This is a genomic window from Ichthyenterobacterium magnum (assembly GCF_003610635.1).
Lineage (GTDB): Bacteria > Bacteroidota > Bacteroidia > Flavobacteriales > Flavobacteriaceae > Ichthyenterobacterium > Ichthyenterobacterium magnum.
In genome coordinates this window covers 60,952-73,758 of record NZ_RAQJ01000002.1, presented here as the reverse complement: position 1 = coordinate 73,758, position 12,807 = coordinate 60,952, and the positions used below count along the sequence as shown (strand labels likewise).

Annotated in this window: 14 protein-coding genes; 11 read left to right on the top strand and 3 right to left on the bottom strand. The window is 29.4% G+C overall.

Annotated features, from left to right (window positions below; genetic code table 11):
• Positions 1–65 precede the first annotated feature (65 nt).
• Entirely contained in the window at positions 66–1,190 is a 1,125-nt protein-coding gene (locus BXY80_RS06370) for a helix-turn-helix domain-containing protein (protein WP_120200438.1), read from the top strand.
• A gap of 112 nt (positions 1,191–1,302) precedes the next feature.
• Positions 1,303–1,710 (top strand): lipocalin-like domain-containing protein, encoded by a 408-nt coding sequence (locus BXY80_RS06365; RefSeq protein WP_162843281.1) that lies wholly within the window; start codon positions 1,303–1,305, stop codon positions 1,708–1,710.
• A gap of 109 nt (positions 1,711–1,819) precedes the next feature.
• Here BXY80_RS06365 and BXY80_RS06360 read toward each other — a convergent pair whose 3' ends face one another.
• Positions 1,820–2,719 (bottom strand): hypothetical protein, encoded by a 900-nt coding sequence (locus BXY80_RS06360; protein ID WP_120200436.1) that lies wholly within the window; start codon positions 2,717–2,719, stop codon positions 1,820–1,822.
• Between the two features lie 47 nt (positions 2,720–2,766).
• Positions 2,767–3,408, bottom strand: coding sequence for a protein-L-isoaspartate(D-aspartate) O-methyltransferase (locus BXY80_RS06355; protein WP_120200435.1), 642 nt, complete (start codon positions 3,406–3,408; stop codon positions 2,767–2,769).
• A gap of 155 nt (positions 3,409–3,563) precedes the next feature.
• Here BXY80_RS06355 and BXY80_RS06350 point away from each other — a divergent pair, with 155 nt between their 5' ends.
• The 9 genes from BXY80_RS06350 (at position 3,564) to BXY80_RS06310 (ending at position 12,022) form a co-directional block, all read left to right on the top strand.
• The gene (locus BXY80_RS06350) at positions 3,564–4,523 is read left to right on the top strand and encodes a Gfo/Idh/MocA family protein (protein ID WP_120200434.1); all 960 of its coding nucleotides are present in this window, start codon (positions 3,564–3,566) and stop codon (positions 4,521–4,523) included.
• Positions 4,524–4,664: 141 nt separating this feature from the next.
• Positions 4,665–5,555 carry a 3-hydroxyacyl-CoA dehydrogenase family protein gene (locus tag BXY80_RS06345; protein WP_120200433.1) on the top strand — a complete coding sequence of 297 codons (891 nt, stop codon included), beginning with the start codon at positions 4,665–4,667 and terminating at the stop codon, positions 5,553–5,555.
• 61 nt (positions 5,556–5,616) lie between these two features.
• The gene (locus BXY80_RS06340) at positions 5,617–6,855 is read left to right on the top strand and encodes a DUF1015 domain-containing protein (protein WP_120200432.1); all 1,239 of its coding nucleotides are present in this window, start codon (positions 5,617–5,619) and stop codon (positions 6,853–6,855) included.
• A gap of 114 nt (positions 6,856–6,969) precedes the next feature.
• Entirely contained in the window at positions 6,970–7,830 is an 861-nt protein-coding gene (locus BXY80_RS06335) for a phospholipase D family protein (RefSeq protein ID WP_162843280.1), read from the top strand.
• Positions 7,827–8,513, top strand: coding sequence for a YggS family pyridoxal phosphate-dependent enzyme (locus BXY80_RS06330; protein WP_120200430.1), 687 nt, complete (start codon positions 7,827–7,829; stop codon positions 8,511–8,513). The genes BXY80_RS06335 and BXY80_RS06330 overlap by 4 nt, the downstream gene beginning before the upstream one ends.
• Positions 8,514–8,584: 71 nt before the next feature.
• A complete protein-coding gene (locus BXY80_RS06325; RefSeq protein WP_120200429.1) occupies positions 8,585–9,958 on the top strand; it encodes an exonuclease domain-containing protein in 1,374 nt (457 codons plus the stop codon).
• A gap of 29 nt (positions 9,959–9,987) precedes the next feature.
• Positions 9,988–10,845, top strand: a complete 858-nt coding sequence (locus BXY80_RS06320) for an ion transporter (protein WP_120200428.1) — start codon at positions 9,988–9,990, stop codon at positions 10,843–10,845.
• On the top strand, positions 10,826–11,758 hold the full coding sequence (miaA, locus tag BXY80_RS06315) for a tRNA (adenosine(37)-N6)-dimethylallyltransferase MiaA (protein ID WP_245977188.1): 933 nt from the start codon (positions 10,826–10,828) through the stop codon (positions 11,756–11,758). The genes BXY80_RS06320 and miaA overlap by 20 nt, the downstream gene beginning before the upstream one ends.
• A gap of 72 nt (positions 11,759–11,830) precedes the next feature.
• Positions 11,831–12,022 (top strand): cold-shock protein, encoded by a 192-nt coding sequence (locus BXY80_RS06310; RefSeq protein ID WP_120200426.1) that lies wholly within the window; start codon positions 11,831–11,833, stop codon positions 12,020–12,022.
• Between the two features lie 72 nt (positions 12,023–12,094).
• Here BXY80_RS06310 and BXY80_RS06305 read toward each other — a convergent pair whose 3' ends face one another.
• Positions 12,095–12,805, bottom strand: a complete 711-nt coding sequence (locus BXY80_RS06305) for a response regulator transcription factor (protein ID WP_120200425.1) — start codon at positions 12,803–12,805, stop codon at positions 12,095–12,097.
• Positions 12,806–12,807: the final 2 nt, after the last annotated feature.

Genomic DNA, 12,807 nt, shown 5'->3' with positions numbered 1-12,807 from the left:
AAAATTTAGATTAGAAATTCATTATATCTTTGCTTAAGGTTTTCAAATTAACGAAATACTGAAAAATGAATATTGAATTTATAGACTTTTTTATTCTCATCGGAATTGTTCAAGGATTATTCTTTTCGTTAGCAATTCTGTTCTCTAAATTCTTTAAAAGTAATACCAATTTATACCTAGGTGCTGCACTACTAATAGGTGTTTTTATAAATATTCAATACTGCTTATTAAAATACAATTGGTATGAACAGCATCCTAGTTATCGAATTTTAGAAGATATAGAGCTTGTTTTACTCTTTCCTGTTTGTTTATTTATATACTATCAAAAATTTTTAAATCCCAAGCAAAAATTAAGCACTAAGTATTTACTGTTATTGCTTCCTTTTATTATCTCTCTAATAGTTAACCTATATATTGGAGGTCATTTTTATTTTAAGTTATATAATATAACTAACACACAATGGATTTCTAGTTTTTATGGTGTTGAATACTATGCATCAATTATTCTAAATTTAATTCTCCTAGTTGTAGAATACAATATCCTTTTTAGAAAAAAAAGAGCTAATAATTACACTATAAATTATGATTCAAAATGGATAAAAATATTTTATGGTTTTCATGTTTTAGTAGTAGCAACATGGGTGATTTTAGAAATATTAGATTATTATTTTTATGGAGATTATACATTTATTTTATGGCTCATTTTAAACTTTTTCTTTTATTGGGTTGGTTACATAGGCATCTATAAATTTAGGCTAGCTAGAAATAGATACGAAATAAGAGAGGTTGTAAATCAAGAAAAACAATCTCCAAAATCAACAAAACCTAAGCTAAGTAACATAAATGAAAATCCTCATTTTCAAAAAATGATAGCGCTTCTTGAAGAAGACAAACTCTATAAAGACCCCAAATTGAGTAGAAATGATATTGCTGAAAAAATTGGAATAAGCGTTGGTTATTTTTCTCAAGTTATAAACGCAGTATCTAAAAAAAGTTTTTCAGACTATTTAAATTTTTATAGAGTTGAAGACGTAAAAAGAATGATAATAAATGATGAATTTAAAAATTACAATATTCTTGCTATTGGCTTAGAAGCCGGATTTAACTCTAAATCTGCTTTCTATATCGGATTTAAAAAAGAAACAGGATATACACCTTCAGAATACAAAAAACTACATATAAACAACTAAAAGGTTGTCCATAATTATTCACTTCTAACAAATAGAAACCTCAATTTTACTTTGCTAAATTAGTTTTGCTCAAAATTTAATACTAATGGCTTTACAGTCTAAAAAAAACAAAATGAGTAAAAATTTATTATCCTTATTAATGCTAATTACTTTTAGCTTTGCAACTTCATGTAGCGATGATGATGTTGTTGAAACAATTAATGAAACATTTATTATTGGTGAATGGAAATTAGCAAGTATAACCGAAAATGATACAGATGTAAGTTTAAATGATTGTGAACTTTTAAAATCACTAAACTTTAACACCTCAAATGAGGTCATCATAAAAACTTATGCTTTTGACTCAAATAATAATTGCGAGCTAGATTCTGATGTTACTCATAGTTATACAATAGACCATAGTTCTATTACAATTAATGGTATCATGAATGCAGAAATTTCAACACCAAGAAACGAAACACTTATACTAAAATCTGTAGAAAATTCTAATTATATTACAAAAACATATACTAGACAATAAGTAAGATTGTTTTATTATTTTTTAGAAACCTAAAATACACATCAAGGAGTGATAGCTTTAAATTTATAAGCTATTACTTCTTGGTTATACATGTTCTAGTAAAACGCCATTATTCCTTGTTCATAATCCAATTTTCGTATCTTCCATTTGTTGGATTACTCTGAACAGAAATAGTTTCTCCTGTGTTAACATTTATCTTATATAAATACTTTACATTGTTATCTGAATAGTCGCAAATAATCTCGTTAGTCGAAGAATCAAAATTAAAATCTGCTAAATAATTATTGTGATTTATGCTAGCAATTACACTAATTTCGTTTCCTGTTGTTTTATCAATTTCAACTATTTGACTTGGTGTTATTTGATCTTTATAAGCAAAAAGTCTATTATCATTACTCATAATCCAATTTTCGTATCTTCCATTTGTTGGATTACTCTGAACAGAAATAGTTTCTCCTGTGTTAACATTTATCTTATATAAATACTTTACATTGTTATCTGAATAGTCGCAAATAATCTCGTTAGTCGAAGAATCAAAATTAAAATCTGCTAAATAATTATTGTGATTTATGTTAGCAATTACACTAATTTCGTTTCCTGTTGTTTTATCAATTTCAACTATTTGACTTGGTGTTATTTGATTCTTGTAAGTAAATAATCTTGTAATCAAAGATGTGTTTATTGTTATATCACCGATAACATACGTTATTCCATTGAACGTTAAGGTTATATTTCCACTTACTGCATTTTGTGGAATTTCCACATTTATAAAATCAGAATTAATCTCTGTAATATTTCCAATAATATTAGTTGAAAATGTAACTGTATAAGTTTCATTAACTAAAAATCCACTACCATTAATTGTTAAAATATCTCCTATTTCGGCTGTTTGTAATGATAAAGTAATATTCGTTGGAAATTCAGCAGATTCCTGCTCATTTGCTGAGTCATCTTCTGAACAAGAAACGACTAAATTTAATAGAATCAATAATGTTAAAGCTTTTTTCATAGGTTTGTGCTAATGTTTTACAACGTATTTATAATAACTATATCTATCTAATTCTTATCTTCTAAAAGCGGTACAAATCTAAACTCGCCAAATTCTTGTTGTTCAAATTCTTTTGTCCCTTTTCTTGTAAAAAGTGTCATAATTTGTATTTCGTCACCAACTGGTATTACTAAACGTCCACCAATTTTAAGCTGGCTCAATAACGGTTTTGGCACAAAAGGTGCTCCAGCAGTAACAATAATACTATCAAAAGGTGCTTCGTCTTCTAAGCCAATATAGCCATCACCAAAAATGAGTTTTTTTGCTCTATAACCCAGCTTAGGAAAAAACTGGCTCGTTTTTTTAAATAGTTCTTTTTGGCGCTCAATACTAAACACTTGTGCGCCTAATAAACATAGCACAGCAGTTTGATAACCGCTTCCTGTTCCTATTTCAAGAATTTTATCGCCTTGCTTTACTTGTAGTAATTCGGTTTGAAAAGCTACTGTATAAGGTTGTGATATGGTTTGATCTGCCGCAATAGGAAATGCTTTGTCTTGATAGGCATGATCAATAAAACTAGAGTCCATAAACAAATGCCTTGGTATCTTACCAATAGCGTTTAGTACATTTACATCTGTAATACCTTTAGCTTTAACAACTTCTACAAGTTGCTGTCGCATGCCTTTATGTTTAAAAGTGTCTTTCAATGGTTAGCAATTTTCAAAGCTAAAATTACTCAAAGATTTTAAAGCTAGAAACTAATTTTTCATTAATTATAAACTATTAATCAATAGTAGATTTTATTACTAAATTCACACAAATAAATATCGAAATATCTTATTTTTGTTGAAAACGTAAAACAATGCTAAAAGCTGGAGTTCTTGGTGCTGGTCATCTCGGAAAAATTCATTTAAGACTTCTTAATCAATCAGAAAAATATGACCTTGTTGGGTTTTATGATGCTGATGAAACAAATGCAAAAAAAGTAGAAGCTGAGTTTGGTTATAAATATTTCGATTCTATTGAGGCTTTAGTTGAGGCTGTAGATATGGTTGATATCGTAACGCCGACCTTATCACATTACGATTGTGCAAAACAAGCTATTGCAAAAGGCAAACATATTTTTATCGAGAAGCCTATTACCAATACGGTTGAAGAAGCTGAGCATATTAGAGAACTTTTAACTGAGCATGACATTAGAGGTCAAGTTGGTCATGTTGAGCGTTTTAATCCTGCATTTATAGCCATTAAAGATCAGGTTAAAGACCCAATGTTTATTGAAACACATCGTTTAGCTGAGTTTAATCCTCGTGGCACTGATGTTCCTGTGGTTTTAGATTTAATGATTCATGATATCGATATTATTTTAAGCGTTGTAAACTCTAAGGTGAAAAATGTGTCTGCTAGTGGTGTTTCTGTTATTAGTGATACGCCAGATATAGCAAATGCACGTATAGAGTTTGAAAACGGTTGTGTAGCAAATCTTACTGCAAGTCGTATTTCTTTAAAAAATATGCGTAAAACACGTTTCTTTCAAAAAGATGCTTACATCTCTGTAGACTTTTTAGAGAAGAAATGTGAAGTTGTAAAAATGAAAGATGCGCCAGAACAACCTGGAGATTTTGATATGATTCTTCAAAATGCAGAAGGCATAAAAAAGCAAATCTATTTTGACAACCCAGAAATTGCTAACAATAATGCAATTTTAGATGAGTTAGAAACTTTTGCTCACGCCATAAACACAAATACAAAACCTATTGTAACGTTACATGATGGCACAGAAGCTTTACGTGTTGCTACAATGATTATAAATCAATTTTAAATTTTGTCAGTTCGAGCATTATTGAGAACAAAATATATTTTGAACGAAAATAGCTTACAAAGTAAGTCGAGAACTATTTAAACATAAATAATTATTAATTAAGATTCCCATTTTCATGGGAATAAATAAAAAAAATATTCAATGAAAAACGTCGCAGTTATTGGAGCAGGAACCATGGGAAATGGTATTGCACATACGTTTGCGCAAAGCGGATTTAGAGTTCAATTAATAGATATTAGTGAAGCCTCTCTTAAACGAGGTATGGCTACCATTACTAAAAACTTAGATAGAATGGTTGCTAAAGAAAAAATCACCGAAGCAGATAAAGCTGAAACTTTAGGTAATATAACAACATTTACCAGTATTCCTGAAGGTGTTGAATATGCAAGTTTAGTAGTTGAAGCTGCAACAGAAAATCTTGATTTAAAACTCAAAATTTTTAAGCAGTTAGATGAAGCTTGTCCAGAAGACACTATTTTGGCAACTAATACATCATCCATTTCTATTACGCAAATTGCTGCTGTAACATCGCGTCCAGAATTAGTGATTGGTATGCATTTTATGAATCCTGTACCAATTATGAAACTGGTAGAAATTATTCGTGGTTATAATACAAGTGATGAAGTCACAAAACTTATCATGGATATGTCTAGAACTTTAGGTAAAACACCTACAGAAGTTAATGATTATCCTGGTTTTGTAGCTAACAGAATATTAATGCCTATGCTTAATGAAGCTATTGAAACCTTATACAATGGCGTTGCTGGTGTTAACGAAATTGATACGGTTATGAAACTTGGTATGGCACATCCAATGGGGCCATTACAATTAGCCGATTTTATTGGTCTAGATGTTTGCCTATCTATTTTAAATGTTATGTATGATGGTTTTAAAAACCCTAAATATGCACCTTGTCCATTATTAGTAAATATGGTAAATGCTGGTAAATTAGGTGTAAAATCTGGTGAAGGTTTTTATGATTATTCTGAAAGTAGAAAAGCTGAGAAAATTGCTTTGCAATTCTCAAAGTAATCAGTCTCAATTAACAGTTTTAATAACTGTGACTGTAAACTGAAACTGAAAACTTAAATACATGGCAAAAATAATTCCGTTTAAAGCTGTTCGACCAACACGAGACAAAGTAAGTCTTGTGGCATCACGCTCATATCAAACCTATACACAGGCTGAACGTGAAGCTCGATTAGATTATAATCCGTTTTCATTTTTGCATATTGTAAATCCTGGATATAAATACGCTAGAGAAATTACAGGAACCGAACGTTATAGCTTGGTTAAAAATCGTTATCTAGAATTTAAAGAAGATAATGTTTTTGTTCAAGATGATGTGCCTAGCTATTACGTCTATAAAATTGTAGATAGAGAGCATCAAGTGTTTAATGGTATAATTGCTGCTGCAAGTGCAGAAGATTATCAAAATGACATCATTAAAAAACATGAAGATACTATTGAGTATCGCGAGCAAATTTTTAAAGACTATTTAAAAACTGTAGGCTTTAATGCAGAGCCTGTACTCCTAACCTATCCAGATAACAAAACCATTTCAAATATAATTTCTGAAGTTCAACAAGAACGTGCTGAATTTGAATTTACAACCACATATAGAGATACACATTACCTCTGGAAAATTGAAGACGAAAGCACATTAAATATAATTACAGAGCAATTTAACGCCATGAAAACCATCTATATTGCAGATGGTCATCATCGTTCTGCGTCTTCATATTTGTTATATAAAGATCAAAAAGAAAATAACCCAAATCATAAAGGTGATGAGAGTTATAATTTTTTTATGACGTATCTCATCCCTGAATCAGATTTAAGAATACATGAGTTTAATAGACTTGTAAAGGATTTAAATGGTTTGAGTAAAGAAGAGTTTTTAATTCAGTTAGATACTATTTATAGAATAGAAAACAGAGGAAAGCTTCCTTATAAGCCTTCAAAAAAACACCATTTTAGTATGTATTTAGATGGTGAATTCTATTCGTTATACTTACGTAAGTCACTATATAATTTCGAAAACGCACTCGATGCACTCGATGCTCAGATACTTTACAATACCATTTTACAACCTATTTTAGGCGTTAACGATTTACGTAATGATAATCGTATTATGTATAGTAATGGTAAAAAAGACGTTATAAATGTAAAAAGTAGTGTTGATAGTGGTGAATTTGCTGTTGGCTTCGGGATGGTTCCTATAAACATTGAAGAAATGAAAAACATTGCAAACGACGGACTTAAAATGCCACCAAAGAGTACATTTATAGAGCCTAAGCTTAGAAGTGGTGTTACAATTTATGAGTTTTAAAATAGGTGTATCAGTTTATATGTTTAATCGTTTATTTGTCTATGAAATTTAATGTTTTTGTTTTATTATCAATTATGTAAGCTCCAAAACTATCACATAACCAAAAATCCTACAATGGCGAAATTTTTAACCACAACAGGCAATTCGTATCATATAGAAGATATAATAATTAATGCAAAAAAATCTCTAACACTTGTTACTCCTTTTCTTAAATTAAGTAAAAATTTAATCGAGCGTATTTCTGACGCTGACAAAAAAGACATTCATATAACTCTAATTTATGGTAAAAGTGAATTAGATAGTGAGCAACATAAAATTCTATTTTCGTTAAAAAACATTGATATCTATTATTTTTATAATTTGCATGCAAAGTGCTATCATAATGAGAACTCAATGATAATTACTTCAATGAACTTATATGAATTTTCAGAAAAGAATAATCGAGAAATGGGTATACTAATTCATAAAGATACCGATTATGAAATATTTAACGATTCATTAATTGAAATTGAATCTATTATTAATAACTCTGAACTTAAGCTTAAATTATTTAATGAAAATAAATCTAATGATAATTCAAAAGAAATTGATTATGAAGAATTTGAAGAGCTTAGATATAAAAAAGTCTTTAAGAATTTAAAAGATTTATTTGATGACTATAAAATCACTTATAATGATTTTATTGAGATAAAAAACTTTCCAATACCTGGAATTAACTTAGAAGTTAAACATAGGATAAATGTTATTATTGAAAACTATGATGCATATTATAAAATAATGTCAGAATTGAAAGGTAATTTTAATAACCTTCTTGGCAGATATTATTGGAATAGAAATGAAATAAATATATATCCAGAGAGAGAGTTTTTTCATGAGTATAATTTAAAAGGACTTGATATTTCAGTTGAAAAAGACTTATCAATAATAAAATCTGTTTATAATATTTTACAAGAGAACCACCATATATTGAAATGAATATAAAAGACAATCTAAACCATATAAAATCTACACTTCCTGAGCGCGTCACTTTAGTTGCTGTTTCAAAAACGAAACCTGTTAGTGATTTGATGGAAGCCTATAATGCTGGTCAGCGTATTTTTGGTGAAAACAAAATCCAAGAAATGGTTGAAAAACATGAACAAATGCCAAAAGATATAGAATGGCACATGATTGGTCATGTACAACGCAACAAAGTAAAATACATGGCAAGCTTTGTAAACTTAATTCATGGTGTTGATAATGTTAAGCTCCTAAAAGAGATTAGCAAACAAGCTAAAAAATACAATAGAACAATAGACTGTTTAATTCAAATTAAAATCGCTACAGAAGATTCTAAATTTGGAATGACACAAGATGAAGCTTCAGAGCTTATTAAATCAAAAGATTTTTCAGAATTAGAAAACATAAAAGTTGTCGGTCTTATGGGAATGGCAACTTTTACTGACAATCAAGAACAAATTAAAAAAGAATTCAGTCATTTAAAGTCTACTTTTGATGATTTAAAGACACTAAAAACTACTAACTGCCAACTCAATACTATTAGCATGGGAATGAGTGGTGATTATCCACTAGCTATAGAATGCGGAAGTACTATGGTTCGTGTAGGAAGCCGTATATTTGGCCATCGAAAATATAAGACAGTAGACAGTAGACAGTAGACAGTAGACAGTAGACAAATTGCTGATAAATTATAGAACAACAGAAACTTTTAACTTTTAACTTTTAAGACATTTACGCAATTTTAGACATAGAAACTACTGGCGGACAGTATAATGAAGAAGGCATTACAGAAATTGCAATCTATAAATTTGATGGACATAATGTGGTTGATAAGTTTATAAGTCTTGTTAATCCTGAGCGTGAGATTCAACCTTTTGTAGTTAACCTAACTGGCATAAATAGTAAGATGCTTAAAAATGCACCTAAATTTTATGAGGTTGCAAAACGTATTGTTGAAATTACCGAAGATTGTATTATCGTAGCTCATAATGCAGAGTTTGATTATCGCATATTACGAACAGAATTTAAACGTCTAGGTTTTGGGTTTAAACGCAAAACACTTTGTACAGTTGAACTTTCAAAACAGCTTATCCCTGAGCAAGCATCGTATAGCTTAGGTAAATTAACTAGAGCATTAGGCATTCCTGTAAGTGATAGACATAGAGCAAATGGCGATGCTATGGCTACTGTAAAGCTATTTAAAATATTACTAAGTAAAGATTTAGAAAAAAATATTATAAAAAATAATGTGAAAGTAGAATCTAAAAAAAAAATGGATTCAAACCACAGACAAATAATTGATGCTTTACCTTCTGTAACTGGTGTATATTACATACATGATAAAGATGGCAAAATAATTTACATTGGTAAGAGCAAAAATATTAAGCATCGCATAAATCAGCATTTAACTAACGATAATTCTAAATCAAAAAAAATACAGCTTCAAATAGCTACAGTAACTTACGAAATAACAGGAAGCGAACTTGTTGCATTGCTAAAAGAAAGTGAAGAAATAAAAAGAATTAAACCGCTACATAATAGAGCGTTAAGACGAAACACTTTCACTCACGCTTTATACCATTTTATTGATGCTAATGGTTATATTAATTTAAAAATCGATAAAGCCAACGGAACCGAAAATCTAATTACAACATTTACAAATAGACAAAGTGCAAAGAGTTTTATGTTTAAAGCTGTTGAAGATTATGAGCTTTGTCAAAAACTAACTGGGCTTTATTCTACTAAAAGTAATTGCTTTAATTATACAATTAAAACTTGTGATGGTGCCTGTATTAATGAAGAAGCATCTACTGATTATAATAATCGCGTTAACCAACTTATAAATAAAAATAGTTATGCAAACAAAGACATGATTATTATTGATAAAGGTAGAGATATTGACGAACGAAGCGCAATTTATATTGAAGATGGTGTTTTTAAAGGTCTTGGTTTTTTTGACCTCAATTACCAAATTAATAATGTAGAGGTCTTAAAATCTATTATCACTCCAATGGAAAACAATAGAGATGCTCAGCATATTATACAAAACTATTTAAGACGCAATAAAAATCTTAAAATCGTTCAAATTAACACATCTACATAAAACTAATCTTTTTTAGTACATTTGGCTTAATGAGTACGCAAAAATCAAATAAAAGTTGGAAAACGAAACTTCATGAAATTATATATGAAGCAGATACGCCTTCTGGTAAGTTGTTTGATATTGTTTTACTCATCGTAATTATTGCTAGTATTATTCTTGTAATGCTAGAAAGTGTAGAGTGGATTGATAAAAAATATCATGATTTTCTTAATATCTCCGAATGGGTTATAACTATACTTTTTTCAATTGAGTATATAGCAAGAATAATAACCGTAAAAAAGCCACTAAAATATATTACTAGCTTTTATGGTATAATAGATTTGCTTTCAACGATACCAAAATACATTTCAATCTTATTTGCAGGTACTCACGCCTTAGTTGCTTTAAGAGCATTGCGATTATTGCGTATTTTTAGAATTTTAAAACTCGCCCGTTATCTAGGTGCATCTAACACTTTGGTTCAAGCTTTAAAATCCAGCCGTGCTAAAATAGCAGTATTTTTATTTGCTGTGATTATTTTATCAGTCATATTAGGTACAATCATGTATCTTATTGAAGGTGAAGAACATGGGTTTGATAACATCCCAAAAAGTGTATATTGGTGTATTGTAACGCTTACCACAGTTGGTTATGGTGATATTGCTCCACAAACACCTTTAGGTCAATTTATTGCTTCAATAGTTATGATTTTAGGATATGGTATTATTGCTGTACCAACAGGTATTGTTTCGGCAGAATACACAATGCAACATAAATCTGATAAAGATGCAGATGATGACAAAACCGTACACTTAAACTCTCAATCTTGCTCTAATTGTTTGAACGAAAAACATCAAGATGGTGCAGATTTTTGTCTCAAATGCGGTAATGAATTACACCATGACTAATCATTTAATATCCATTATTGGTCCAACAGCTATTGGAAAAACTTCATTAAGTATAAAATTAGCGCAACATTTTAATACCGAAATTATTTCTGCAGATTCTAGACAGTTCTACAAAGAAATGCAAATAGGAACTGCTGCTCCTACTCTAACAGAATTAGCTTCTGCAAAGCATCATTTTATTCATCATAAATCTATAGAAGATAATTATAATGTAGGTACTTTTGAAAAAGATGCCATACATCTTTTAAATAACCTCTTTCAAAAACATACTGTTGTAATTATGGTTGGAGGTTCTGGTTTGTATGTAGATGCTGTAACAAAAGGTTTTGATTATTTTCCAGAAGTAGACTCAAGCATTAGAACACAGTTAAACAAACAGCTAGAAGAAGAAGGTTTAGAAGTATTACAACTAGAGTTAAAAAAGTTAGATAGTAAAGCTTTTCAATCTATTGCCATCGATAATCCGCATCGCGTTATTAGAGCTTTAGAAATTTGTATTGGTACCAATCAACCGTATTCATCTTTTTTAAATAAAAATAAAGAGCAACGCAATTTTAAAACTATAACTATTGGTTTAACTGCAGACAGAGACATCATTTACGACAGAATTAATACTCGTGTTGATATAATGATAAAAGAAGGCCTACTTGATGAAGTAAAAAGTTTAGTTTCTAAGCAAAACTTAAACGCATTAAATACTGTAGGTTATAAAGAGTTATTCAATTATTACAATGACCATTGGACCTTAGATTTTGCTATATCTGAAATTAAAAAAAATACGAGGCGTTTTGCTAAACGTCAACTCACATGGTTTAAGAAAAATAAAGACACGTTTTGGTATCAATATGATACAGCATTTAGCAAAATTGTAGAAGATTTAGAAAAAAATAATTTTCCTAAAAAAGAGTCTTAGTAAATAAAAAATAAAACAACTTGTTTTCAATTAATTAACACTACCTTTGTGCCTTATTAATAAAATCATATTATGAGTAAAGGTACCGTAAAATTTTTCAATGATTCTAAAGGTTTTGGATTCATTACAGAAGAAGAAAACAACAAAGAACATTTTGTACACATTTCTGGCTTAATCGATGAGATTCGTGAAGGTGATGAAGTAGAATTCGATTTAACAGAAGGAAGAAAAGGATTGAACGCAGTAAACGTAAAAGTTATCTAATATTTCGATTATCTTAAAAAGTAAAGCCTATCATAATGATAGGCTTTTTTTTTATATCTTAAAATTTTTATATTATGCATTTTGGTTAATTACTAACCTAAATCCTTCACCATGAATATTTAAAATTTCTACATTCTCATCTAATTTTAAATACTTACGAAGCTTAGCTATATATACATCCATACTTCTTGATGTAAAATAATTATCATCTCTCCAAATTTTAGTTAATGCCAACTCTCTTGGCATTAAATCATTTTCATGAAGTGCTAACATACGTAGCAATTCATTCTCCTTTGGTGATAGTTTTACTGGATTTTCTCCATTAAACTTTAAAAAACGTAGTTTAGAATTTAAATCAAACTTACCAATTTTAAATTCGAACTGTTTACTGTCTGCTATACTATCTGTCGCTTTACGCTGTATGATAGCCTTAATTTTCATTAATAATACTTCGCTATCAAAAGGTTTATTTAAGTAATCGTCTGCTCCTACTTTATATCCTTTTAAAACATCTTCTTTCATTGCCTTTGCTGTAAGAAAAATGATAGGGACATCTGTGTTTTTTTCTCTAATCTCTTTAGCCAAAGTGAAACCGTCTTTATAAGGCATCATAACATCTAAAATGCATAAATCATAATCGTCCTTTTTAAACTTTTCAAAGCCTTCCATTCCATTTTTTGCATGAACAACATCATAGTCATTCATCGTTAAATAATCTTTTAATACTGTTCCAAAATTTGGATCATCCTCAACTAAGAGTATTTTTTTATTTATTTCTTCCATAA